The organism is Aquidulcibacter paucihalophilus, from assembly GCA_030285985.1.
Taxonomy (GTDB): Bacteria; Pseudomonadota; Alphaproteobacteria; order Caulobacterales; family Caulobacteraceae; genus Brevundimonas.
The window spans coordinates 2,147,853-2,171,531 of sequence record CP127384.1; the positions used below are offsets into that span (position 1 = coordinate 2,147,853).

General features: G+C 68.0%; 20 protein-coding genes and 1 tRNA gene. 12 read left to right on the top strand and 9 right to left on the bottom strand.

The annotated features are described in order from the left end of the window. Positions 1 to 202: 202 nt before the first annotated feature. Positions 203 to 2,155 carry a peptidase M61 gene (locus tag KB221_10555; protein WIY70908.1) on the top strand — a complete coding sequence of 651 codons (1,953 nt, stop codon included), beginning with the start codon at positions 203 to 205 and terminating at the stop codon, positions 2,153 to 2,155. A gap of 17 nt (positions 2,156 to 2,172) precedes the next feature. Next, entirely contained in the window at positions 2,173 to 4,134 is a 1,962-nt protein-coding gene (locus KB221_10560) for a peptidase M61 (protein WIY68535.1), read from the top strand. Positions 4,135 to 4,171: 37 nt separating this feature from the next. On the opposite strand, the gene KB221_10565 is transcribed toward KB221_10560, so the two are convergent. From KB221_10565 to rplJ, 3 genes are all read right to left on the bottom strand, one after another. After that, on the bottom strand, positions 4,172 to 4,846 hold the full coding sequence (locus KB221_10565) for a type 1 glutamine amidotransferase domain-containing protein (GenBank protein ID WIY68536.1): 675 nt from the start codon (positions 4,844 to 4,846) through the stop codon (positions 4,172 to 4,174). 141 nt (positions 4,847 to 4,987) lie between these two features. Next, a complete protein-coding gene (rplL, locus tag KB221_10570) occupies positions 4,988 to 5,371 on the bottom strand; it encodes a 50S ribosomal protein L7/L12 (protein WIY68537.1) in 384 nt (127 codons plus the stop codon). 66 nt (positions 5,372 to 5,437) lie between these two features. Next, positions 5,438 to 5,953 carry a 50S ribosomal protein L10 gene (rplJ, locus tag KB221_10575; protein ID WIY68538.1) on the bottom strand — a complete coding sequence of 172 codons (516 nt, stop codon included), beginning with the start codon at positions 5,951 to 5,953 and terminating at the stop codon, positions 5,438 to 5,440. Positions 5,954 to 6,313: 360 nt separating this feature from the next. Here rplJ and KB221_10580 point away from each other — a divergent pair, with 360 nt between their 5' ends. From KB221_10580 to KB221_10595, 4 genes are all read left to right on the top strand, one after another. Further along, on the top strand, positions 6,314 to 8,179 hold the full coding sequence (locus KB221_10580; GenBank protein ID WIY68539.1) for a DUF4153 domain-containing protein: 1,866 nt from the start codon (positions 6,314 to 6,316) through the stop codon (positions 8,177 to 8,179). Between the two features lie 193 nt (positions 8,180 to 8,372). Next, positions 8,373 to 9,506, top strand: a complete 1,134-nt coding sequence (locus KB221_10585; GenBank protein ID WIY68540.1) for an aspartyl/asparaginyl beta-hydroxylase domain-containing protein — start codon at positions 8,373 to 8,375, stop codon at positions 9,504 to 9,506. A gap of 251 nt (positions 9,507 to 9,757) precedes the next feature. Next, positions 9,758 to 11,227 carry a sigma-54 dependent transcriptional regulator gene (locus KB221_10590; GenBank protein WIY68541.1) on the top strand — a complete coding sequence of 490 codons (1,470 nt, stop codon included), beginning with the start codon at positions 9,758 to 9,760 and terminating at the stop codon, positions 11,225 to 11,227. Positions 11,228 to 11,411: 184 nt separating this feature from the next. After that, positions 11,412 to 14,018 carry a TonB-dependent receptor gene (locus tag KB221_10595; GenBank protein ID WIY68542.1) on the top strand — a complete coding sequence of 869 codons (2,607 nt, stop codon included), beginning with the start codon at positions 11,412 to 11,414 and terminating at the stop codon, positions 14,016 to 14,018. Positions 14,019 to 14,063: 45 nt separating this feature from the next. Here KB221_10595 and KB221_10600 read toward each other — a convergent pair whose 3' ends face one another. The 4 genes from KB221_10600 to KB221_10615 all read right to left on the bottom strand — a co-directional run bounded on the left by KB221_10600 (position 14,064) and on the right by KB221_10615 (position 15,988). Beyond that, on the bottom strand, positions 14,064 to 14,315 hold the full coding sequence (locus KB221_10600) for a hypothetical protein (GenBank protein ID WIY70909.1): 252 nt from the start codon (positions 14,313 to 14,315) through the stop codon (positions 14,064 to 14,066). A gap of 98 nt (positions 14,316 to 14,413) precedes the next feature. Further along, complete coding sequence (locus KB221_10605) at positions 14,414 to 14,689, bottom strand: DUF2312 domain-containing protein (protein WIY68543.1); 276 nt, start codon at positions 14,687 to 14,689, stop codon at positions 14,414 to 14,416. 188 nt (positions 14,690 to 14,877) lie between these two features. After that, positions 14,878 to 15,003, bottom strand: coding sequence for a type B 50S ribosomal protein L36 (ykgO, locus tag KB221_10610; GenBank protein ID WIY68544.1), 126 nt, complete (start codon positions 15,001 to 15,003; stop codon positions 14,878 to 14,880). Between the two features lie 571 nt (positions 15,004 to 15,574). Next, positions 15,575 to 15,988 carry a BLUF domain-containing protein gene (locus KB221_10615; GenBank protein ID WIY68545.1) on the bottom strand — a complete coding sequence of 138 codons (414 nt, stop codon included), beginning with the start codon at positions 15,986 to 15,988 and terminating at the stop codon, positions 15,575 to 15,577. 191 nt (positions 15,989 to 16,179) lie between these two features. On the opposite strand from KB221_10615, the gene KB221_10620 reads away from it, so the two are divergent. From KB221_10620 to KB221_10645, 6 genes are all read left to right on the top strand, one after another. Beyond that, positions 16,180 to 17,469: a lytic murein transglycosylase gene (locus KB221_10620; protein WIY68546.1), complete on the top strand. Its 1,290-nt coding sequence runs from the start codon at positions 16,180 to 16,182 to the stop codon at positions 17,467 to 17,469. Between the two features lie 120 nt (positions 17,470 to 17,589). After that, the gene (locus KB221_10625; GenBank protein WIY68547.1) at positions 17,590 to 18,462 is read left to right on the top strand and encodes a MoxR family ATPase; all 873 of its coding nucleotides are present in this window, start codon (positions 17,590 to 17,592) and stop codon (positions 18,460 to 18,462) included. A gap of 107 nt (positions 18,463 to 18,569) precedes the next feature. Beyond that, positions 18,570 to 19,475 carry a methyltransferase type 11 gene (locus KB221_10630; GenBank protein WIY68548.1) on the top strand — a complete coding sequence of 302 codons (906 nt, stop codon included), beginning with the start codon at positions 18,570 to 18,572 and terminating at the stop codon, positions 19,473 to 19,475. Positions 19,476 to 19,606: 131 nt separating this feature from the next. Then, complete coding sequence (locus KB221_10635; GenBank protein WIY70910.1) at positions 19,607 to 20,200, top strand: HD family hydrolase; 594 nt, start codon at positions 19,607 to 19,609, stop codon at positions 20,198 to 20,200. Between the two features lie 3 nt (positions 20,201 to 20,203). After that, a complete protein-coding gene (locus tag KB221_10640; protein ID WIY68549.1) occupies positions 20,204 to 21,136 on the top strand; it encodes an NAD regulator in 933 nt (310 codons plus the stop codon). A gap of 85 nt (positions 21,137 to 21,221) precedes the next feature. Beyond that, positions 21,222 to 21,311: transfer RNA gene (locus KB221_10645), tRNA-Ser, on the top strand. A 67-nt stretch (positions 21,312 to 21,378) separates the two neighbouring features. Here the strand turns inward: KB221_10645 and KB221_10650 are convergent. Both KB221_10650 and KB221_10655 read right to left on the bottom strand, forming a co-directional pair. After that, the gene (locus KB221_10650) at positions 21,379 to 22,143 is read right to left on the bottom strand and encodes a DUF2189 domain-containing protein (GenBank protein ID WIY68550.1); all 765 of its coding nucleotides are present in this window, start codon (positions 22,141 to 22,143) and stop codon (positions 21,379 to 21,381) included. Between the two features lie 88 nt (positions 22,144 to 22,231). Continuing rightward, on the bottom strand, positions 22,232 to 23,674 hold the full coding sequence (locus KB221_10655; protein ID WIY68551.1) for an aldehyde dehydrogenase family protein: 1,443 nt from the start codon (positions 23,672 to 23,674) through the stop codon (positions 22,232 to 22,234). Positions 23,675 to 23,679: the final 5 nt, after the last annotated feature.

The following is a 23,679-nucleotide window of genomic DNA, read 5'->3' on the forward strand; positions in this document are numbered from 1 at the left end:
CGCGCGCCGCTGGGTCCCCCGGTCTGCGCCGCTGCGCGGCTTGCCGGAGGATGACGATAGCAGGAGGGCTATCCCATGTGCTGGAGCCATCGGTAACCCGATCATGACAGCGTTTTAATGCTGCGCGTTCCTGTCCAGCTTGACCCGTGCCTGCGCGCGGCGTGATCTGCGACCGCCCCCCGACCGAGAGTCTCCCGACATGATGCGCCCCGCCGTCCGCCTGTTCGTCACGTCCTGCGCCGCCGCCCTCCTGTTCGGTGCCGCGCCCTCTCTCGCACAGGTCGGGACGCCTGCCCTCGACCGGGCCCTCGCCCCGATCCCGGCCCCGCGCGATGTAGCCTACGCCGGCGTCATCACTCTGGATATGGATGCAACCGACATCGACCGACGGATCGTCTCGGTGCGCCAGACCATCCCTGTCGCCGGCCCTGGCCCGCTGGTGCTGCTCTATCCGCAGTGGATCCCGGGCAACCACGGCCCCGTCGGCCCGGTCGACGACATCGCCGACCTGCAGATCACCGCCAATGGCCAGCCGCTGCGCTGGGTCCGCAATACCGCCAACACCAGCGCCTTCCAGGTCGAGGTCCCGGCCGGCGCGACCTCGGTCGAGGTCGCCTTCAAATGGCTGACCCCCATCGACGGCGCCCAGGGGCGGGTCGTCATCACCGACGAGATGCTCAACATCCAGTGGGAAAAGGCCATCCTCTATCCGGCCGGCTACTACTCCCGCCAGATCACGGTCCAGCCGACCCTGCGCCTGCCCGCCGGCTGGCAGTACGGCGCGGCGCTCGACACGACCTCGTTCCAGAACGGTGTCGCGGTCTTCGCCCCGATCACCCTCGAGCATCTGGCCGACAGCCCGGTCTTCGCCGGGGCCCACTATCGCCAGATCGACCTCGATCCGGGCGGTCGGTCGCCCGTGCGACTGAACATCGTCGCCGACGACGCCGACATGCTGGCGGCCACCGACGACCACATCGAACGCCACCGCGAACTGGTCCGCCAGGCCGACCGCCTGTACGGCGCGCGGCATTTCAACCACTACGACTTCCTCGTCGCCGTCAGCGACCGCCTCGGCGGCATCGGGCTGGAGCATCACCGCTCGTCCGAGAACAGCGTCGACACCGACTATTTCACCGCCCCCGCCTCGACCCTCGCCGACCGCGACCTGCTGGGCCACGAATACAATCACTCCTGGAACGGCAAATGGCGGCGTCCGGCCGACCAGCTGACGCCGACCCTGAACGAGCCGCTGCAGAACTCCCTGCTCTGGGTCTATGAGGGCCAGACCCAGTACTATGGCCTCATCCTGACCGCCCGCGCGGGCCTGATGAGCAAGCAGCAGGCGCTGGACGTCCTCGCCAACACCGCCGCCAGCTATGCCGAAGACAATCCCGGCCGCGCCTGGCGCGCCATGCAGGACACCACCAACGACCCGATCATCGCCCGGCGTCAGCCCCAGCCCTGGAGCAGCTTCCAGCGCAGTGAGGACTACTATCGCGAAGGGGCCATGATCTGGCTCGACGCCGACACCCTGATCCGCGAACAGTCCAACGGTCGCCGCTCGCTGGACGACTTCGCCAAGGCCTTCTTCGGCGTCCAGGACGGGAACTGGGACCCGGCCCCCTATACGTTCGACGATGTGACCTCGACCCTGAACGGGGTGCAGGCCAACGACTGGGCCGCCTTCCTGCGCGCGCGTCTCGACGCCGTCGGTCCGGACGCGCAGACGCCGCTCGCCGGCATCGAGCGCGGCGGCTATCGCCTCGTCTGGAGCACCACGCCCAATGCCTACAGCCGCGCGCTCAACGCCGAGCTCGAACGGGTCGATTTCGCCTATTCGCTCGGCCTCAGCCTGAACAACGCCAACCGCGTCACCGCCGTCCGCTGGGGATCACCCGCCTTCGAGGCCGGTCTGACCTCGGGCTGGGAAGTCGTTGCCGTCAACGGCCGCGCCGCAAGCGCCACGGCCATCGCAGAAGCCATCACCGCCTCCGCCGGCAACACCACGCCGATCGAGATGATGCTGAAGCGGGGCGAACGCTTCCGCACCATCCGCTTCGACTACCACGGTGGCCTGCGCTACCCACGCCTCGAACGCATCGAGGGCACCCCTGACCATCTCGGCGACATTCTCGCCCCCCGTCGCCGTTGATCGTGAGGGACACGAAGATGATCCGCACCGCCGCCCTCGCCCTGCTCCTGACCTCAGCCGCCCTGCCGGCCATGGCCCAGGTTCCGGCCTCCCAAGCCGCGACGCCCCTGCCCGCCCCGACCAGCCTGCCGCACGCCCTGCCGCCGATCCCGGCGCCCCAGGACCGCGACTATCCCGGCGTCATCGGCATTCGCGTCGACCTGACAGACCTCGATCACAAGGTCATCCGCACCCGCCAGACCATCCCGGTCAGCGCCGGGCATCTGGTCCTGCAGTATCCGAAGTTCATTCCCGGCAACCACGCCGACACCGGCCCGATCCAGCTGGTCTCTGGCGTCACGGTCACGGGCAACGGCCAGCGCATCGAATGGGTGCGCGACACCGTCGATCCCCACGCCTTCCACCTCGACATCCCCGCGGGCGTGACCTCGATCGAGGTCGGCTTCGAATGGCTGACCCAGCCCGACAACGCCGTCTGGCGCGTGGTCATGACGCCCGAGATGGTCAACCTCCAGTGGGAGAAGGCCCTGCTCTATCCGGCAGGCTACAACCACAGCCGCATCACCTTCGCCCCCTCCGTCGTCCTGCCGACCGGCTGGAACTACGGCGTGGCGCTGGACACCGTCTCCCGCGAGGGCGACGTCGCGACCTTCGCCCCCATCTCGCTCGAGCATCTGGCCGACAGCCCGATGTTCGCGGGCAAACACTATCGCCGTGTCGACATCGATCCGGGCGGCCGCTCGCCCGTGCACCTGAACCTGGTCGGCGACACCGCGGCCTCGGTGAACATCACCCCGGAGTGGGTCGCCCGCTATGAATCCCTCGTCGACCAGGCCGACCGCCTGTTCGGTGCCCGCCACTACGACCGCTATGAGTTCCTGCTCGGCCTGACCTCGAAGATGGGCGGTATCGGCCTCGAGCATCACCGCTCATCCGAGAACACGGCGGCCCCCAACTACTTCTCCACCGCCAATCCCGCCTATGGCGCCCGGGGCCTGCTGCCGCACGAATACGTCCACAGCTGGAACGGAAAATTCCGTCGCCCGTCAGACGAATACGTCCCGAATTTCAACGTCCCCACGCAGAACACCCTGATGTGGGTCTATGAGGGCCAGACCGAATACTGGGGCGATGTCCTGACCCCCCGCTCGGGTCTCGGGACGGTCGAGGAGGCCATCGTCAACCTCGCCGAGGTGGCCGGCTTCTATGACCAGCAGCCCGGTCGCCAGTGGCGCGCCCTGCAGGACACCACCAACCACAACCTGCTCGGCTACCGCACCACCAATCCGTGGTCGTCATGGATGCGCGGCACCGGCGACTACTACCGCGAGGCCCTGCTGATCTGGCTCGACGCCGACACCCTGATCCGCGAGGCCACAAACGAGCGCAAGTCGCTCGATGACTTCGCCAAAGCCTTCTACGGCGTCGAGGACGGCGTCTGGGAGGCCCGGCCCTATACGTTCGAGGATGTGGCCTCGCACCTGAATGCGGTCCACCCCCACGACTGGGAGACCTTCCTGCGCACCCGCCTCGACGCCGTCGGCCCCGACGCCGAGGCCCCGCTGGCCGGGATCGAACGCGCCGGCTGGCGGCTGACCTATGTCGATGAACTGACCCCGCTCGAAAAGCGGATGAACGGCGGCTGGGCGACCGACTTCCAGTATTCGCTCGGCTTCAGCCTCGGTGCTGGCAACCGCATCGGCGGCGTTGTCTGGGGCGGTCCGGCCTTCGAACAGGGACTGGGTGCCGGCTGGGAGCTGATCGCCGTCGGCGACCGGGTCGCCTCCGCCGAAGTCCTGCGCGACGCCGTCACCGCGGCCAGGGGCGGCACGGACCCCATCGTGCTGGTGGTCAAGCGCGGCGACGAGTTCCGCACCCTGTCGTTCGCCTACCACGACGGCCTGCGCTACCCGCGTCTGGTCCGCATCGAGGGCACCCGCGACCGCCTCGCCGACATCTTCGCCCCGCGGCGGCGCTGACGATAGAGGGCCGGGCCCCAGGCCCGGCCCCGGTCGGCTAGAGCAGTTTCAGCAGCGCTTCCGCCGCCTCGCGCGACGAGGCCGGGTTCTGGCCGGTGACCAGCTTGCCGTCGGTCACGACCCAGGAGCCCCAGTCCGCGCCCTTCGAATAGTCGCCGCCGTTCGCCTTCAGCATGTCCTCGACGAGGAAGGGCACGATTTCGGTCAGGCCGACGGCCTCTTCCTCGCTGTTGGTAAAGCCGGCGACCTTGCGGCCCTTCACCAGCGGCGCGCCGTCGGTGCCCTTGACCGACTTCAGCACCCCCGGTGCGTGACAGACCGCGGCCACGGGCTTGTCGGCCCGGGCAAAGGCCTCGATCAGGCGGATGGACGTCGGGTCTTCCGCGAGATCCCACAACGGCCCGTGACCGCCCGGATAGAAGACCGCGTCGAAATCGGCCGCGCTGACGCCGTCCAGTTTCACCGTATTGGCCAGGACCTTCTGTGCGGCCTCGTCCGCCTTGAAGCGTGCGGTGTCCTCGCTCTGCGCGTCGGCTTCGTCGCTCTTGGGATCCAGCGGCGGCTGACCGCCTTTCGGCGAGGCCACGACGATGTCAGCCCCTGCGTCCTTCAGCGCGTAGTACGGCGCGGCGAACTCCTCCAGCCAGAAGCCGGTCTTCTGGCCGGTGTCGCCAAGCTGGTCGTGGGAGGTCAGCACCATCAGGATGTTCATGCGGGAGGTCCTTCGTTCGGGGAGACGTCGGCGCGGGTCGGTCCCGCGCATCCCAGACCAAACGAAAACGGGCCCGATGGTTTCCCATCGGGCCCGCGATATCGGGACGCAGGTAGCGTCCTCAAGCCATGAGGCTCGGTCTTACTTGACCTGCACCTTGGCGCCGGCTTCCGTCAGCTTCTTGGCGACTTCGTCGGCGGCTTGCTTGGAGACGTTCTCGACGACGTTCTGCGGAGCGCCTTCGACGAGGTCCTTGGCTTCCTTCAGGCCCAGGTCCGAACGGACGCCGCGGACTTCCTTGATGACGTTGATCTTCTTGTCGCCACCGTCCAGCAGGACGACGGTGAACTCGGTCTGCTCTTCAGCAGCTTCGGCCGGAGCGGCACCGCCGCCGGCGGGCATGGCCATGGCGACCGGAGCAGCGGCGCTGACGCCCCACTTTTCTTCCAGCAGCTTGGACAGTTCGGCGGCTTCCAGAACGGTCAGTTTCGACAGGTCTTCAACGATTTTGGCGAGATCGGCCATGGTGTGTTTCCTTCGGAGGATTGGGTTTCAGTAGAGAGTTTGCAGAGATGAAAGAGGCGGGTCCGCTTACGCGGCGTCCTTGGCGGCATAGGCGCTGAAAACGCGGGCCAGTTGGGACGCCGGGGCTTGCACGACGCCGGCGACCTTGGTCGCGGGAGCGTTGAGCAGGCCGAGCAGCGAGGCGCGGATCTGGTCCAGCGAAGGCAGTTTGGACAGAACGCCCACGCCCGCTGCATCCAGAATCTTCTCACCCATGAAGCCGCCCAGAACGACGAACTTGTCGTTGGCCTTGGCGTATTCAGCGGTGATCTTGGCGGCCGTCACCGCGTCGTCGGCGTATGCGATGCCCACGGGACCCTTGAACAGGCCGTGGTATTCGCTGCCTTCAGCGGCGTCGAGCGCCTTGAGCGCCAGGCGGTTCTTGACCACCTTGAACGTGCCGCCGGCAGTACGCAGGCGTCCACGCAGGTCTTCCATATCCGCAACGGTCAGACCCAGGTTGTGGGTCACGACCACGGCGCCCGCGTCGGCGAAAACGCCCTTCAGCGTTTCGATCGACTCGGCTTTTTGTGCGCGGTCCATTGCGGTCTCCAGTCTGTATTCGCCGCCGGGCTTATTCCCGACGACGGATTGGCCAGTGCGCCGCGCATCGCTGCGAGGCGTTCAGGCCGGTCGTAATGTCCGAAGGAAGCTCGAACCCCGACGCCCGGATACCGGAACGTCTGGCGTCGTCTGCATCCCCATCTCCCCACGGCACCAGAGGGCTCTCTGGCATTTACGGTCTGGGTGACCCCCGGACCCCGAAGTTCTCGGACAGGACCGCCGCGGCCGAAGCTGCGACGGAAGAGGCGCGCTCTATACACGCAACCGCGCAGAACTCAAGCGGGCACTATGCAGGCGGGTCGAAACGGGGTCACATTCCTTCATCAAGGGAGTGCGATTATGAGTAACACGACCGAAGCGACCGGCCGCGACAGTCTCGGCGGCGCAACCGCCCCCCTGCTGGGTCCGATCCGGATCGGGATCGGTCTGCTGCAGGGCCTCGGCCTCTTCTGGCTTCACCGCAGCGCCGACAGTGACCTGAGGGTCTGGCCCGCGACCGAGCCCCTGGCCTTCGGCCCCCTGCTGATGGTCATCGCCTTCCTGCCCCTGGTGCTGCTGACCGGACTCGGCCGCCTGCGCCCCGTCACCATGGCCATCTGGACCGCCGTCGCGGCCCTCAGCCTCGCCCTTCTGGGCCTGCACGACATCGCCCGTCAGAGCGCCGACACCCTGCGCGGCTCGCCCTTCCTGTCCGGGCCGGTGGCGATCTTCTCGGCCGCCGCCCTGTTCATCAGCCACCATCTCGTGGCCGCCGCCGATCTCGAGAAGCTTCGCATTCCGAACTTCCCGGCCTTCTTCGACACCGCTTCCAAGGCCCTGGTCCAGTTGGTGCTGTCTCTCGGCTTCACCGTCGCCTTCTGGGCCCTGATCCAGCTCGGCGCGTCCCTGTTCAGGGTCATCGGCCTGGACTTCCTCGAGGATCTGCTGCGTGAGGAATGGTTCGCCATCCCCGTCACCTTCCTGGTTCTCGCGACGGCGGTGCACCTGACGGATGTGCGCGACGGCCTGATCCGCGGCGTGCGTACGGTCGGCCTGATGCTGATGTCGTGGCTTTTGCTGGTCATGACCATCCTCGCCGCCAGCTTCCTCGCCGCCCTGCCCTTCACCGGCCTCGACGGCCTTTGGGAGACCGGCAGCGCCACCTCCCGCGTGCTGGCCGCTGCCGCCGCCCTGATCATCCTCATCAACACCGCCTATCAGGACGGGCGCGCCGACAACCGGCCGCCCGCGGTGCTGCGGATCGCCGTGCGCGTCGCCGCCGTACTGATTACGCCCCTGATCGTCATCGCCGTCTGGGGACTAGCCCAACGCATCGGCCAGTACGGGCTGACGCCCGACCGGATCATCGCCGCCGCCTGCGCCCTCGTCGGTGCCGCATTCGCCGCCGGCTATGGCTGGGCCGCCCTCAGCCCCTTCTGGCGCAAGGGCGACTGGATGCGCCCGCTGGAGCCAACCACAATCTGGACGGCCGTCCTCGCCGTGGCTCTCATCCTGTTGCTGTTCAGCCCCGTGCTCGACCCCGCCCGGCTTTCCGTCATGGATCAGGTCGCCCGGCTGGAGCGCGGCGCGGTGGCACCTGACAAGTTCGACTACCGCTTCCTCCGCTTCGAGAGCGGCAAGGCCGGACAGGCGGCGCTGGATCGGCTGACGCGGTCACCCGACGCAGCGGTCGCGACCCGGGCCAGGGCCGCCGCTGTAGCTGCCGGGATCCAACCGGGTCGCCCGTCGCCAGCTGAATCGCGTCCATCACCCGCGGACATCCGCATTCGCGCCTACCCGTCCGGCGCGACACTCCCCGCCTCGTTCATCCAGCAATATCCCAGGCTGATCGAGACACTGAAATACTGCAATGACGATCAGGCCTGCGCCGCCCGGCTGATCGACCTCGACCGCGATGGTGTGGAGGACGTTCTGATCGCCCGACAGACGACAATCGGTGTGTTCAAACGCGAGTCTGGCGGCCTCTGGTTCGAATGGGCGATTTATCACCGGAACACCTGCGCCGATCGGTCGAAGGACATCCTGCAAGCATTCGCCGCCGGTCGGTTTGAGACCGTACCGCCAACCTTTCCGGATTTGATCGTTGATGGGGTCCGCCTGCGACATGAAGAGGGCGAGCCGGAGTGTCCGGGCGATCCTGAATCGGCGGAGCCGGCCATGCCGACCGAAGTCGACGGAAGGGATCGTCGGCCGCTGGTCTTCTGAAGTGAGGTCACGCGCTTCCAGCCAAGCAACCGCGCCGCCTGAGCGCTAATTCCGGCGCAAACGGCTCCGCTTGTCGCATCAGGCCGTCCCGCCTCTTGACCCGGCCCGCCGACGTAACATTACACTGAGTTCACAAACCGGGATCGGGGGACCCCACGTGAACCAGTCGGGCGGAAGCGCTCAGGATGATCTGTTGCGCCGGGCCGCCGAGGCCCTCGCGCGCCGCGATCCGCAATCCGCCCTCGGCCTGATCGATCAGGCCGACGCCATGGGCGCGACGCACGATGGAACACTCAACCGGGCGCTCGCCCTGCGGCTGCTCGGCGATTTCCACGGCGCGCTGACGGTGCTCGACGACGCCCTGGCGATGCAGCCCTATGATTTCGCCGCCCTGCTGGGCAAGGCGTCCATGCTCGAGCAGATCGGCCAGGGTCGGTCCGCCGCCGACGTCTATCGCAACGCGCTGAAGATCTCCCCGCCGCGCGATCGCTGCCCGCCGGTCATCCAGTCCCAGATTGATCATGCCGCCGGCGTCGTCCGCCGCCACGCCGAGGCCCTCCGCGACCATATGCGCAGCAAAGTCGCCGCCCTCCGCGGCCAGGTCGACGCCGCCACGCTCGACCGCTTCGACGAGGGGCTGGAGATCTACGCCGGCCTGAAGACCGCGCCGAAGCAGGAGCCACTCCTGCTCGACTACCCCCGCCTGCCCGCCATCCCCTTCTACGACCGCGCCCTCTTCCCCTGGCTGGAGACGCTGGAGGCCGCCACCCCCATCATCACGGCCGAGCTCGAGGCCCTGCTGGCCGGCGGCATGGACGATTTCGCCCCCTATATCGCCTACCCGAAGGGCGCGCCGGTCAATCAGTGGGGCGAGCTGAACCACTCCCGCAAATGGAGCTCGCTCTGGCTGTGGAAGGACGGCGCGCGACAGGACGCCGTGTGCGAGCGCTGCCCGCAGACCGCCGCCCTGCTCGAATCCCTGCCCATGTGCCGCCAGGACGGCTTCGCCCCCACCGCCGTCTTCTCGGCGCTCCAGCCCCACACCCACATCCCGGCCCACACGGGCTCGTCCAACGTCCGTCTGCTGACCCACCTGCCCCTGATCCTGCCGGGGCCGGCCCGCTTCCGCGTCGGCAACACCGTGCGCGACTGGAAGATGGGAGAGGCCTGGGTCTTCGACGACACCATCGACCACGAGGCCTGGAACGACGCCGACGCGATGCGGGTCATCCTGATCTTCGACGTCTGGAACCCTTATCTGTCGGAAGCCGAGCAGTCCCTGATCACCGCCATGATGCAGGCCCGGCAGAGTTTCGCGGGCGGGTAGCCGCGAGGGCTTGGGGCTTGGGGCTCTCGACCAGGCACCGGGATGGCCCGGGCACCATTGCCGAAACCCCATCCGTAACTCCTGAGCCCTAAGCCCTCAGCCCTAAGCCCTACTCCTCCTCTCTGTTAACCCCCCACTCACCCTGCCCCCCAACCCGATCTTCACCTTGTGACGGCTAAAACGTCCCGGAATGAGCCAGTCCCGCCTCAACGAGGACCGGCCAAAACCGTGATGTTGAAGGGGCCGAACCCATGGCAAAGACCGTTCTCGTGGTCGACGACGATCCCACCCAGCGCCGCCTTGCGCAGGCCGTGCTGGAGCGTGAGGGCTATGCCGTCGTCCACGCCGAGTCCGGCGGCGAGGCCATCGACCGCCTGACCAAGGGCGGCGGGGCTGACGTGGTCCTGCTCGACATGGTCATGCCGGGCATGAGCGGCATGGAGGCCCTCGCCGAGATCCGTACCGCCGGTGTGACGACCCCGGTCATCGTCCTGACCGCCTCGGGCGGCGTCGATGCGGTGGTCAAGGCCATGCAGGCCGGGGCCCAGGACTTCTTCGTCAAACCCGTCTCCGCCGAACGCCTGCTGGTCGGGGTCTCCAACGCCCTGCAGTTGACCCGCCTGACGGCCGAGGTGGGCCGGCTCAAGAAGCACGTCTCCGGCCGCACCTCCTTCGACGATCTGGTCGGCCAGAGCCCGCCCATGCGGATGGTCAAGTCGCTGGGTGCCCGTGCCGCCAAATCCTCCATCCCGGTCCTGATCACCGGCGAGAGCGGCGTCGGCAAGGAAGTCATCGCCCGCGCCCTGCACGGTGCGTCGGATCGCGCCGGCAAACCCTTCGTGGCCGTCAACTGCGGTGCCCTGCCCGCCAACCTGATCGAGTCGATCCTGTTCGGCCATGAGAAGGGTGCCTTCACAGGTGCCCATGACAAACACCTCGGCAAATTCCAGGAGGCCAACGGCGGCACCCTGTTCCTCGACGAGATCGGCGAACTGCCGCTGGACATGCAGGTCAAGTTGCTGCGCGCCCTCCAGGAGGGCGAGGTCGACCCCGTCGGCGCCAAACGCTCGGTCAAGGTCGACGTCCGCATCGTCTCGGCCACCAACCGCGACCCGGCCCAACAGGTCCGCGCCGGTGCCTTCCGCGAAGACCTGTTCTATCGCCTCAACGTCTTCCCGATCGAGGCCCCGTCCCTGCGCGAGCGCCGCGAGGACATCCCTGCCCTGATCGATCACTTCATCGCCCGCTTCAATGTCGAGGAGGGCAAGCGCGTCGCGGGCTGCGCCGGCGAGACCCTCGCCCTGCTCAGCGCCTTCGACTGGCCCGGCAACGTTCGCCAGCTCGAGAACGCCGTCTATCGCGCCATCGTCCTGGCCGATGCGCCCTTCCTGCAGCCGCATGACTTCCCGGCCATCTCGGGCCTCTCCTCCCCCCCCGTGGGGGAGGTGGATCGCGGCGACAGCCGCGAGACGGAGAGGGCCAATGCCGGCGCCAGTTCCATCGAGCTCCCGCCCCTGCCCGAAACCCCGATCCGCATCCTCGACGAGCGCGGTCATCTCCGCACCCTCGAGGAGATCGAACGCGACCTGATCCAGCACGCCATCGAGGTCTATGCCGGCCATATGTCCGAGATCGCCCGCCGCCTCGGCATCGGCCGCTCGACCCTGTACCGCAAGGTCCGCGAACAGGGACTGGAAGGCATTCTCAAGGAAGTCGGGTGAGGATTTCGGGCAACGCCCGGCAGAACACCGCGATCTGACCAAAAAGTCATTGGCCAGCGGTCGATCCAACCCCGATGAGGGGAGAATAATCGCCGCGATCTCAACCTTCGGTTTCCTCGCTGAAATGCGACGGAAAAGTCGGGCGGGCACGTTGCAGGGCTAGTTTCTCCCCGGGACCTTTCGCATGCTGCTCGTCACCACCGCCCTGTCCGGCCTCCTGGCCGGCCTGATCCAGACTGCGCCGACGCCCCCGCCGCAACTGCCGCCGCAACAGCCGGCGACCCCGGTGCCGGCCGCCGCCCCGGCTGCGGACGCCTTTGAGCTGGACAACGTGGTCACCACCGGCGTGCGCCCGCGGGGCAGCGTCAACTCCGACATCCCGCCTGACGTCACCCTGAGCGCGGAACAGATCGCCGCCTACGGTGCCTCCAACATCGCCGAACTCCTGACCTATCTGGAGCCCCTGACCCGCAGCTCGCGCGGTCGCGCCGACGGCATGCCGGTCTTCCTGGTCAACGGCCGACGCATCTCCGGCTTCCGCGAGATCCAGGGCCTGCCGCCCGAAGCCATCGAGCGGATGGACATCCTCCCCGAGGAGGTCGCGCTGGAATACGGCTACGCCGCTGACCAGCGGGTCGTGAACTTCGTGCTCAAGGCCAATTTCCGCTCCCTCACCGGCGAGGTCGCCGGCCGCATGCCCACCCAGGGCGGTCGCACCACCACCGAGATCGAAGGCAATGCACTCAACATCTCGGGCCCGATCCGCTGGTCGGTGGACGCCGAATACGAACGCACCAGCCCGCTGTACGAATCCGAGCGCGACATCCAGCGCGACGCGGGCACGACGCAGTTCGACGACGTCGACGCCTTCCGCACCCTGCTGGGCCAGAGCGAGCGGTCCACCCTGCGCGGCACCTACAAGCGCGACCTGAACAACACCACCCAGGCCACCGTCAGCGCCAGCCTCGAGGATCGCTCCAGCCTGAGCTTCAACGGCCTGCCGGGCGTGATCCTGACGGTGCCCGTCGGAAGCCCGTTCTCGACCTCGCTCTCGCCCACCCCGGTCAGCCGCGTCCTGAACGCCCTCCCCCTGAACCGCGAGACCGACAGCCTGACCGGCGGCATCGGTGTGGTCGTCGACGGCTTCCTCGGCGATGACTGGCGCTGGACCCTCAACGGCAACTACGACCGCGTCGAAACCGACACCCTCAGCGGCCGGGGCTTCGCCACCACCGGTCCGTTCCAGACGCGGCTGGACGCCGATGACCCGACGGCCAACCCGTACGGCATGCTGTCGGCCAACGACTTCGTCCGCCTGTCCAGTGACACCGCCAACTCGGTCTCCGAGGTGCTGTCGACCGAACTGGTGCTGAACGGAGACGTGTTCGATCTGCCGGCCGGCGGCATCTCCTCCACCTTCCGCATCGGCGCCGACACCCGGTCCCTGGACTCCACCAGCGTCCGCTCCGGCCTGACCACCGAACGCTCCCAGTCGCGCGACCGCCTCAACAGCCAGGCCAGCTTCAGCATCCCCATCGCCAGCCGCCGCCGCGAGGTTCTGCCCGCGATCGGCGACCTGTCGGCCAATTTCAACGTCGGCTATGAGGACCTGTCGGACTTCGGCGGCCTGACCACCCTCGGCTTCGGCGTGAACTGGTCGCCGATCGAGCCCCTGTCGTTCCAGCTCAGCTACACCGACGAGCACGGTGCCCCGTCGATCTCGCAACTGAACGACCCGACCATCTCCACCCCCAACGTCCCGGTGTTCGACTTCGCCACCAACCAGACGGTGCTGGTCACCCGCATCGATGGCGGCAACGCCGGTCTGAACTCGGACAACCGCCAGGTCTGGAAGGCCGGCTTCAACCTCAAGCCCTGGTCCGAGACCGACTTCCGCGTCAGCTCGACCTGGACGTACAGCCTCACCGAAGACGCTATCGCCGCCTTCCCGACCCTAACGCCGGACCTCGAGGCCGCCCTGCCAGGGCGCTTCACCCGCGCGCCCGTCGACCCTACCGACCCGCCCGGCACGGTCGGAGATCTGCTCTCCTTCGACGCCCGTCCGCTGAATTTCGAACGGTTCGAGCGCCAGGACATCCGCAGCGGCTTCAACTATTCGCGGGCCTTCGGTGCGGCCACGCCTGCGGCCGCCCCCCTGCCCGGCGCACCCGGCAGCGCCCGCCCGCCGATGAGCTTCGGTGGCCCACCGCCCGGCGTCGTCGCTGCCGCAGGCGGCGGTGGCGGCGGCGGTCAGTTCCGCATGGGCGGCGGTGGCGGCGGACGCGGCGGCATGGGCGGCATGCAGCCCGGCCAGGGCCGCTTCAACCTGTCGATCTACCACACCTACCGGATCCAGGATGAGATCGTCATCGCCACCGGCCTGCCGATCCTCGACCTGCTGGACGGCGCCGCCACCGGTTCGCGCGGCGGCAGTTCCCGCAACGAGATCCAGGCCCAGGGCGGCGTCTTCCGCAACGGCATGGGTGCCTTCGTCAACGCCAACTGGCGCGAGGGCACCCGCGTCGACGGCGGAACCGGCCCGGACCTCGATTTCTCGGATCAGGCGACGGTCAATCTGAACGTTTTCATCGACCTCAACTCCCAGGCCTCATGGGTGGCGAAATTCCCCTGGCTCAAGGGCTCGCGGGTCAATTTCGGGGTCCAGAACCTGTTCGACACCCGCCCCGAGGTGACCGCCAGCGCCGGCACCACCCCGCTGAACTATCAGTCCGACTACCTCGACCCCCAGGGCCGGGTGGTCAGCCTGACGTTCCGGAAGATCCTCTTCTAGGGATGAGGGAAGAGGAATGAGGGATGAGTCGGCAGGGACGATCCCTCATCCCTCATCCCTCTTCTTCCCCCACCGCCGCTTCGGCTCCTCGCCTTTCGCCTTGGCGGCGATCTCCTTCAGCTTTCGGCCCTGCATGGCCGACAGCGCCTGACCCGGCGCGCCCAGTTCGGGGTCGCCGAAGGCGCGGCCGTGGGTCTTCACCCGCTCGGACACCGAGTCGAGGAACTCCCCCTCCCATTCGGACAGCGAAACGCCCGCCTTCTCTGCCGAGCGGCGGGCGCGTCTGAGGGCGTTCAGGGCCGCCCGCTGGGCCGCCTTGCGTTCGGCTTCAAACGGGCCTGCGGGCGGCTTCTTCGCGCCCCCCTTGCCCCCGCCGAAGCCGGTTCTCTTCAGTGTCAGATCTCGCCGAGCGCCGAGAGGTACAGGTCGAGGATCGCATCCTCCTCCTGCCGCTTGGCCTTGTCCTGCTTGCGGATGCGGATGACCTTGCGGAGGATTTTCACGTCATAGCCCTCGCCCTTGGCCTCAAGGAAGACCTCCTTCATGTCGGCCATGACGGCGGCCTTGTCCTCTTCGAGCCGCTCCAGCCGCTCAATCACGGTGCGCAGCCGGCCCTGGGCGGCCGAGGTCAGGACGTCGGGCGAGGAATCGAAGGAAGCGTCGTCGGCCAAGGGAGAACTCCGGAACACGGCTCTCCGGGTCGGCGGGAGGCCGTCGGAGAACGAGGGGGATTTGAGAGGGACGCTAACCACGTCGCCCCGCGCGACTCAACGACCGTCGGAGCCAGACGCGAAAAAGGCTGCGGACAAGTCCGCAGCCCTGAAACTTTCGAGCCGCGCTGTGGCGCGGACGACCGTGTTTAGCCCTGCTTCGCCTTGAAGCGCGGGTCGGTCTTGTTGATCACGTACACAATACCCTTGCGGCGCACGACCTTGCAGTCGCGGTGGCGGGTCTTGAGCGACTTGAGCGAGCTACGGACCTTCATGGTCGTCGTCCTGGGGCAAAGCAAAACAGAAAAGCCGCGGGACGAACCTGCGGCGGAGCGGTGCGTATAGAGAGGCTTCCGGGAATCGTCAACCGGGGACTGGCGGTGCCTGCAAGGCGGGCGTGGCCAGAGGTCCGCCAGGGGTGGGGAAGCGACACCGCCCCGGGCCGAAGCGCGCCGCCCCGTCCCCGAGGCACAGTGCGGCCCTGCATCAGATCCTCGGGTCAAGCCCGAGGATGACGGTGGGCAAGGAGGAGGCGAAATACGGAAAGCCGACCCGGAGACTGTCCGTTACGGGTCGAACGACGTCCTTCGGAATGTCCGCAGGTCACCCGCGCTCAAGCAGCGAGCGACCGCGTCGCGAGCGTTAGCGCGCCCAACACCGATGGAGGCCTGGCCTCCGAGTTGAACGGAGGGTCTACGGCGTTGCACCGCCGTCGCGTCGCCCCTCCGCCACCAGGCCGCAGGTATCGGGTCTCAGAGCTGACCCCCTATTGCGCCCCGACCTCTCAAATATTCCATGATATTGAGGGTTAACGACGCAAAACAGGGAAGTCGCCTGCCCGCGGCCCTACAGCCAGGCCGTCGCCGGTGCCCGGGTCATGCCCAGCAGAATGCCCGTCACCTGCACGCCGCTGCCGTCCTGGGTGACGATGCGGAAGGCCTGATTGCTCAACGGCTCCGGATCGGGCCGCGCCATCGCCCAGCCCTCGAACAGCCGGGCGGTGACCGACCAGTCCCCCAGAACCGCGACATTGAAATGTCGATCATCGGCGCGGATGCGCACCATCAACGCCTCGACGTCCCGCCTGGTGCCCTCGACGACCTGAACGAATTTGCCGTCCGGCAGTGCAAGGGCACCGGTGATCCGGTCCCGAAGGTTGTTCTTCACCGATGTTCTGAAAATTCTGTCGAGCCCTGCATCGTCGTTGTGATCGATCCGGGACTCGCTCCGATACACCAGCCTGCACAGGTCTTTCGCCATTGCTGCCCCCGTGGGGCGCAACGCCCCGACCGGCGGAACCGTTCGCAGACCCGTAGGTTGCGAATAAACTTTACGGGCCCTCACGTTGCTCTATCAGGACGGCCCGCCTTGGCCCCGGTATTGCAGCAACACCTGTCGCCCTCGCGTACTTGTCATGACGCGAACGCCGTCGGGGACCTATGATCAGAGCCATGCGTATCAGCCTTCGCCTCATCCTAATCGCCTCCGTCGCCGCCTGCGCGCCGATGTTGCCGGAGGCGCCGCCGGTGACTCCGACCTCTGACTCCGCCGCGCCGGTGCCCGGCCCCGCCGCACCCGCTGCGCCCCCGTCGTCCCCGGCGACGCCCGCGCCCGTGGTTGTGGACCAGGCCGGCTTCGACGGCTGGAAACAGGGCTTCCTCGCCCGCCACGGCGGCGCCCGTCGCGCGGAGTATGAGCGCGAGCTCGCCGGCCTCACGCCTGACCCCTCGGTCATTCGCCTCGACCGCAACCAGCCCGAGTTCAGCCGCCCTGCCGGGGCCTATGTCCAGTCCGCCGCCTCGGCCACCCGCATCGCCCAGGGCCGGGCCCGCACCGATCGCGTGCCGTGGGAAGTGACCCAGCGATTCGGCGTGCCGACCGAAATCCTTGTCTCGGTCTGGGGCAATGAGAGCGCCTTCGGGGCCATCCAGGGCGACTATGACGTCATTCGCTCGCTGGCCACCCTCGCTTACGACGGCCGCCGGCGCGACTGGGCCGAGGGCGAACTCAAGAACGCGCTCGACATCGTCGTCGACGGCCGCCGCGACCGCGCGGGCCTGAAAGGCAGCTGGGCCGGGGCCATGGGCCAGACCCAGTTCATGCCCGACGCCTATCTGCGCCTCGGCGTCGACCAGACCGGCGACGGCAAGGTCGACATCTGGGGCTCCGACGCCGATGCCCTCGCCTCGGCCGCCAATCTGCTGGCCCGCGCCGGCTGGAAGCCCGGCCAGACCTGGGGCTATGAGGTCACCCTGCCCGACGGCTTCGACTACGCCGAGGCCGAGGGCCCGCGCCACACTTGGCGCGAATGGGCCCGGCGCGGCGTCAGCCTCGCCCGCGGTGGTACGCCCAACGCCGCCGAAGCCCTTGAGGAGGGCGTCATCCTCCTGCCCCAGGGGGCCCGCGGCCCGGCCTTCCTGGCCCTGCCCAACCACTATGTGATCCGCCGCTACAACAACTCGGTCAGCTATGCCCTCGCCATCGGCCTGACCGCCGACGGCATCGCGGGTCGGCCCGGTCTCGTCGCCACCTGGCCGGACGACGCCCCCTTGTCCCGCGACCAGCGCATCGGTGCCCAGCGCGCCTTGACGGCCCTGGGCTTCGACACCCAGGGCATCGACGGCGTCGTCGGCGCCAACACCCGCGCCGCCCTGCGCCGCTGGCAAGTCGCCAACGGAAGGCTGGCCGACGGCTATCTGACGGCAGACCTGGCCGACGAGCTGATCCGGCGGGCGGGGTAGTCGCTCGGGTCTCCTCCCCATTCGCTTCGCGAACAGGGAGGAGACAGGAACGCCCCACATGATCGTTGTTAACCCGGCCCGGCTTCGCTAACCCGGAACCGATCACAATCCGGAACCGCCATGCCCCGCACGACCGACCGCTTCGAAGGCACGTCCAACTACATCGCCACCGACGACCTCAGGATCGCGGTCAATGCGGCGGTCGCCCTCGAGCGCCCCCTGCTGATCAAGGGCGAGCCCGGCACCGGCAAGACCGTCCTCGCCTATGAGATCGCGAAGGCGATGAACGCCCCGCTGATCACCTGGCACGTCAAGTCAACGACCAAGGCCCACAACGGCCTGTACGAATACGACGCCGTCTCGCGCCTGCGTGACAGCCAGCTGGGTGAGGAACGCGTCCACGACGTGCGCAACTACCTCAAGCCCGGCAAGCTGTGGGAGGCCTTCACCGCCCCCAACCGCCCCGTCCTGCTGATCGACGAGATCGACAAGGCCGATATCGAATTCCCCAACGACCTGCTGCAGGAACTCGATCGTATGGAGTTCTACGTCCAGGAGACGGACGAGACGATCCGCGCCGAGGTCCGCCCCATCGTCATCATCACCTCGAACAATGAGAAGGAACTGCCCGACGCCTTCCTGCGCCGCTGCTTCTTCCACTACATCCGCTTCCCGGACGACCAGACGATGAAGGCCATCGTCGAGGTCCACTTCCCGGGCATCAAGCCGCGGCTGGTCTCCGAGGCGCTCAAGACCTTCTACGAAATCCGCGAAACGCCCGGCCTGAAGAAGAAGCCCTCGACCTCGGAACTGCTGGACTGGCTCAAGTTGCTGCTGGTCGACGATGTGGATCCCGAGACGCTGCGCGAGAAATCGCCCAACAAACTGATCCCGCCGCTGCACGGTGCCCTGTTGAAGAACGAACAGGACGTCCACCTGTTCGAACGCCTCGCCTTCCTTCACCGTCGTGAAGGCTCGCGCCCCGGCTCGTAACGGGTCGAACACACGAACGAACAGGTTTCGTCACCCGCCTTACCGCGATTTCACTGGCAAATGAATCAGGTGCGCGCAGGATGAATGTGTACCAGGACACTACGTCGATGCCCCTCCGTCCCTTTCTGATCCCCACCCTCTGCGCCGCGACGGCGCTCGCCGCCTGCGGCGACGGCGTCCGCATCTCTTCGACGCGCAGCGAGAACAATGACGAAAAGGGCGTGCTCAAGGTCGTCGAGACGCTGCAATGCCCGCAGACGATGGGCTCCCTGACCCGCAAGGGGTCCGCTTCCGCGGGCGGCACGGTCTGCACCTACGTCGGCCCCAAGGGCGCCGAGGTCACCCTTCAGCTCGTGGCGCTGGACGGCAAGACGCCCGCCGATGTGCTGAAAACCTTCGAACAGCGCCTCTCCGCCGACCTGCCCCGCGCCATGGCCGCGATCAGCGCCGCCGAGTCCCGCGCCCAGGCCGACGCCGCCGCTGTCGAGGCTGACGCCGCCGGGGCCGCCGCGGATACGGCGCAACGCGCCGCCGACACCGCCCAGGCGGCCGCGGACCAGACCACTGCCTCAGGCGACCGCGCCTCGGTCCGCGCCCCGGGCGTGAATATCGAGGCGAACGGCGACGACGCCACCGTCCGCCTGCCGGGCATGCGTATCGAGACCCGGGGCGACAAGGCCAGCGTCCGGATCGGCGGCTTCCAGATCAACGCCGACGACAGCGACGGCTCTGCCCGTGTCACAGGCTCCAGCCCCGATGGCGACAATGTCAGCATCAATGCCCAGGACGACGCCGCCGAAATCCGCGCCGCGGCGGCCGGCGAGGCCACCCGCGCCAGCTGGATGCTGACCGACAATCGCGGCTCTGAAGCGGGCTGGCGGCTGGTCGGCTACGAGGCCCGCGGCCCTGTCGGCGGGCCGCTGGTGATCGCGACGGTCCGCTCACGCGACCGCAATCGCGAACGCGCCTTCGAGGACGCCAGGGACCTCGTCGCGCTCAACGCCGGGGAATAACCGCCGCGCGAAACCCGCTCCGGCCTTGATCACGCCGCCCTGATGCGTCACCAACCCTGCCCAGCAAGCAGGACAGATCCTTGGCCGTTACGCCCCGCCCTTCCGTGAAAGAGCCCCGCGCCTGGCAGCGCATGCTGTCCGGCCGCCGCCTCGACCTGCTCGACCCCTCGCCCTTCGACATCGAGATCGAGGACATCGCCCACGGCCTGGCCCGCGTCGCCCGCTGGAACGGCCAGACCATCGGCGAACACGCCTTCTCGGTCGCCCAGCATTCCTGCGTCGTCGAGGAGATCGCCGCCCACATCAGGCCGGGCCTGGAACCGAAATGGCGGCTCGCCGCCCTGCTCCACGACGCCTCGGAATACGTCATCGGTGACATGATCTCACCGTTCAAGGCGGCGCTGGGCGTCAACTACAAGGCCTTCGAGGCCCGGCTGGAAGGTGCCATCCACCTCCGCTTCGGCCTCCCGCCGAAGAACCCGGTCGAGATCAAGACCCTGATCAAGAAGGCCGACGTCGCCTGTGCCTATTTCGAGGCCACGCAGCTGGCGGGCTTCAGCAAGAAGGAAGGTCTGAGCCTGTTCGGCTCGCCGCCCCCCGGCTACGACCTGATCATCGACCCCCTGCCCGCGCCCGTCGCCCAGCAGCGCTACCTCGAACGCTACCGCGTCTTGGCCGAGGCCGTCGGCCTGATGCCAGCCGCCGACGCATGGCATACGGAATAGGCGATGGGCTCGCCGGCTGAACAGGGTGTTCGCATCGGCCTCTCGGCGGTTGTCATCGCCCTGCGCGACCGCAAGGCCTGCGTCCTGACCACACCGGCCGAGGACGGCGACGCCGCCCTGCCCTTCGGCCCCTTCGACCCGGCCCGCGACCGCACCTTTGAACGGGCGCTGCGTGACTTCGTCACCGCCCAGACCGGCTTCCGCCTCGGCTTCGTCGAACAGCTCTACACCTTCGGCGACCTCGGCCGGGCCAGTCCCCGTGCCACGCCAGGGCCCGAGCGCCGCCGCGAGGTCTCCGTCGGCTACCTCGCCCTGACCGCTGACGACGCCCAGGCCGAGGCCCTCTGGACGCCCGTGCTGGACATCTTCCCGTGGGAAGACCGCCGCGACGGCCCGCCCGCCTGCCTCGCCCCGCTGATTGACGACCTGACCGCCTGGGCCGCCGGTGATCCGCGCCGCCTGGCCCGCATCGAGACCCTGTTCGCAACCACGCCCGCCCACCGCTGGAACGAAGGCCGGGTGCTGGATCGCTATGAGCTGCTCTACGAGGCCGGACTGGTCGCCGAGGCCGCCCGCGACCAGGACCGGTCACCGCTCCGGACCGCCCCCGGCCGCGCCATGGCCTCCGACCACCGCCGCATCCTCGCCACCGGCCTCGGCCGCCTGCGCAGCAAGCTGAAATACCGGCCGGTCCTGTTTGACCTCATGCCCGCGACCTTCACCCTGTCCGAGCTCCAGATCGCGGCCGAGGCCGTCACCGGCCTGTCCCTGCACAAGCAGAATTTCCGCCGCGGCGTCGAACGCACCGGCCTGGTGGAGCCCACAGGCCGCCTCTCCGCCGCCACCGGCGGCCGTCCGGCGGAGCTGTTCCGCGTCATCGACGGCGACCTGACCACCGGTGAGGCCCTCGGCCTGCCCCTGCCCGCACAGCGCTGACGCGATTTCTCGTCACGCCGCTTGCGGCGCAGGCCGTCGCCCATTAGAGAAGCCGCTCGCTCGACCAAGCGTCCTACGGCCCCGCGGAGAGGTGGCAGAGTGGTCGAATGTACCGCACTCGAAATGCGGCGTGCCTTTGCGGGCACCGTGGGTTCGAATCCCACCCTCTCCGCCACCGGCCTGGTTGCCTTGGGCACCCGGACGGGCCTGCCCCCCGGCTGCCCGTCACGCTGGAAACCCCGTCAGTCGTCGTTCACCAGGCTGCGGTAGGCACGCCAGCTGGCGAGACCGAGCCACGGGAAGACGACGATCAGCGCGAGGAATCCGGTGGCGGCGGACAACAACAGCAGGACGGTGATGATCACCGCCCACAGCAGGAGCGGAAAGAAGTTGGCGTTCACCGCCCGCACGCTCGTCGCCACCGCCGCGAAAACATTGGCGTTCGGATTGAGCAGCATGGGGGCTGAGACAACCACCAGGGCGTAGGTCACGAAGGCCAGGATGCCGCCCGTCACGGTTCCCGCCAACAGCATGGCGTGACCCTCTCTTGACCCCACGGCGAACGCGACAAGGGAGTCGAAGTCCCGATGGATCTGATAGGTCGAGAGGCCGTAGACGATCTGCGCGACCCGGCCCCACAGGAAGTAGATCAGCACCAGAAGCAGGCTGAGATAGGCGACGTCCTGGCGAAAGGCGGAGCGAACAAACAGAATCCGACCCAGTCCGGGCCGCTCTCCCAGACCGATCCGGCGACCGGCTTCGTAAGGCCCCATGGCAAGCACCGGCGCGATGATGACGAATCCCGCCGTCAGGACCATGACCGGAAAGGCGCCGTTGGTGGCGTAGAGCCCGTAGCAAAGCGCAAAGCTGGCGACCGCGAGGCCGAGGCCGTACAGCAGCAGGGGCACCGGCGCCTTGGTCAGATCCCGAAAGCCGTCGGCAAGCCATCCAAATGGTGCCAGCAGACCGACCGTCCTTACCGGTGGCAGACCTGAAGTCCCGTCCATTTGCTCCCCCGGGGCCACATCAAGACATGATCCTGCCGACGAGGATGTCCCTGATGCCAGCCACTGGCAAGCGCCGGACGGTCTGTCCTCAACCCGCCGAATAGCTGGTCTTGGTCTGGGTGAAGAACTCCACCGCCGCGAAGCCCTGCTCACGGGCACCGTAGCTGGAGGATTTCGAGCCGCCGAACGGGACGTGATAGTCGACGCCGGCGGTCGGCAGATTGACCATGGTCATGCCCGCCTTCGCCCGCCGCTGGAAATCGCGGGCATGTTTCAGCGAGCTGGTCACGATGCCGGCCGAGAGGCCGAATTCGACGCCGTTGGCGATCTCCAGCGCCTGCTCATAGTCCTTGACGCGGATGGTCGAGGCGACCGGGCCGAAGACCTCTTCGTTGTTGATCCGCATGCCGGCCTCGGTGTCGGCGATCAGGGTCGGCTGGACGTACCAGCCCGGCTTTTCCATCTGCAGCCGCTCGCCGCCGGTGACCACCCGGCCACCCTCACCGCGGGCCACCTGGATGTAGCGATAGGAGGTCTCCATCTGGTCCTCGGACACGGCCGGCCCCATCTGGGTCTGGGGGTCGAGCGCATCGCCGACCCGCAGCGCCGCGACCCGCTCGGCCAGGGCGGCGACGAAGCGGTCATGAATGCCGTCCTGCACGATCAGCCGGCTGGAGGCCGTGCAGCGCTGGCCCGTGGCGAAGAAGGAGCCGTCGAGGGCGATCTGGACCGCCCGGTCGAGGTCGGCGTCGTCCAGCACGATCAGGGGGTTCTTGCCGCCCATCTCCAGCTGGACCCGCGCCTGACGCTTCACCGCTCCAGCGGCTACGCCGGCACCGACGCCCTGCGATCCGGTGAAACTGAGACCCGCCACGTCCGGATGATCCACGATCGCCTGCCCGACCCGGCCGCGCCCGATAACCAGATTGAGCACGCCCTTCGGCAGACCCGCCTCATGCAGGATAGCAACCAGTGCCTCGGCCGTCGCAGGCGTCGGCCCCGCGGGCTTCATCACCACCGTATTGCCGAAGGCCAGCGCCGGGGCCGCCTTCCACGCCGGGATGGCGATGGGGAAATTCCATGGCGTGATCAGGCCGTAGACACCGACCGCCTGACGATAGGTCTGGATCTCCACGCCGGGCCGGACCGAGGCGAGGTTCTGCCCGTGAACGCGCAGGGCCTCGCCGGCGAAATATTTCAGCACCCGGCCGGCGCGGACGGTTTCGCCGATCCCCTCGGCGAGGGTCTTGCCCTCCTCACGCGACAGCAGCCGGCCCAGAGCCTCGCGCCGCTCCATGACCAGCGTCCCTGCGCGGTCGAGCACATCAGACCGGACTTCCGGAGACGCTTCGGACCAGCCCGTGAAGGCCTCCTTGGCCGCGGCCACCGCGGCATTGACCTCTGCCTCACCGCCATCGGGCGTACGGGCAACCACCTCTCGCGTGTCCGACGGATTGAGGCTCTCGCCGGGCCGGTCCGCGGAGACCCGCTCGCCGTTGATCCAGTGGGACAGTTCGATCGTATCGGTCATGGCGC

Coding starts and splice junctions, on each gene's coding strand:
- KB221_10555 (WIY70908.1), top strand. CDS start 203: ATGCGCCCCGCCGTCCGCCTGTTCGTCACGTCCTGCGCCGCCGCCCTC.
- rplL (WIY68537.1), bottom strand. CDS start 5,371: ATGGCCGATCTCGCCAAAATCGTTGAAGACCTGTCGAAACTGACCGTT.
- KB221_10620 (WIY68546.1), top strand. CDS start 16,180: ATGCGTATCAGCCTTCGCCTCATCCTAATCGCCTCCGTCGCCGCCTGC.
- KB221_10590 (WIY68541.1), top strand. CDS start 9,758: ATGGCAAAGACCGTTCTCGTGGTCGACGACGATCCCACCCAGCGCCGC.
- KB221_10640 (WIY68549.1), top strand. CDS start 20,204: ATGGGCTCGCCGGCTGAACAGGGTGTTCGCATCGGCCTCTCGGCGGTT.
- KB221_10630 (WIY68548.1), top strand. CDS start 18,570: ATGCCCCTCCGTCCCTTTCTGATCCCCACCCTCTGCGCCGCGACGGCG.
- ykgO (WIY68544.1), bottom strand. CDS start 15,003: ATGAAGGTCCGTAGCTCGCTCAAGTCGCTCAAGACCCGCCACCGCGAC.
- KB221_10635 (WIY70910.1), top strand. CDS start 19,607: ATGCTGTCCGGCCGCCGCCTCGACCTGCTCGACCCCTCGCCCTTCGAC.
- KB221_10565 (WIY68536.1), bottom strand. CDS start 4,846: ATGAACATCCTGATGGTGCTGACCTCCCACGACCAGCTTGGCGACACC.
- KB221_10625 (WIY68547.1), top strand. CDS start 17,590: ATGCCCCGCACGACCGACCGCTTCGAAGGCACGTCCAACTACATCGCC.
- KB221_10580 (WIY68539.1), top strand. CDS start 6,314: ATGAGTAACACGACCGAAGCGACCGGCCGCGACAGTCTCGGCGGCGCA.
- KB221_10655 (WIY68551.1), bottom strand. CDS start 23,674: ATGACCGATACGATCGAACTGTCCCACTGGATCAACGGCGAGCGGGTC.
- KB221_10595 (WIY68542.1), top strand. CDS start 11,412: ATGCTGCTCGTCACCACCGCCCTGTCCGGCCTCCTGGCCGGCCTGATC.
- KB221_10650 (WIY68550.1), bottom strand. CDS start 22,143: ATGGACGGGACTTCAGGTCTGCCACCGGTAAGGACGGTCGGTCTGCTG.
- rplJ (WIY68538.1), bottom strand. CDS start 5,953: ATGGACCGCGCACAAAAAGCCGAGTCGATCGAAACGCTGAAGGGCGTT.
- KB221_10560 (WIY68535.1), top strand. CDS start 2,173: ATGATCCGCACCGCCGCCCTCGCCCTGCTCCTGACCTCAGCCGCCCTG.
- KB221_10615 (WIY68545.1), bottom strand. CDS start 15,988: ATGGCGAAAGACCTGTGCAGGCTGGTGTATCGGAGCGAGTCCCGGATC.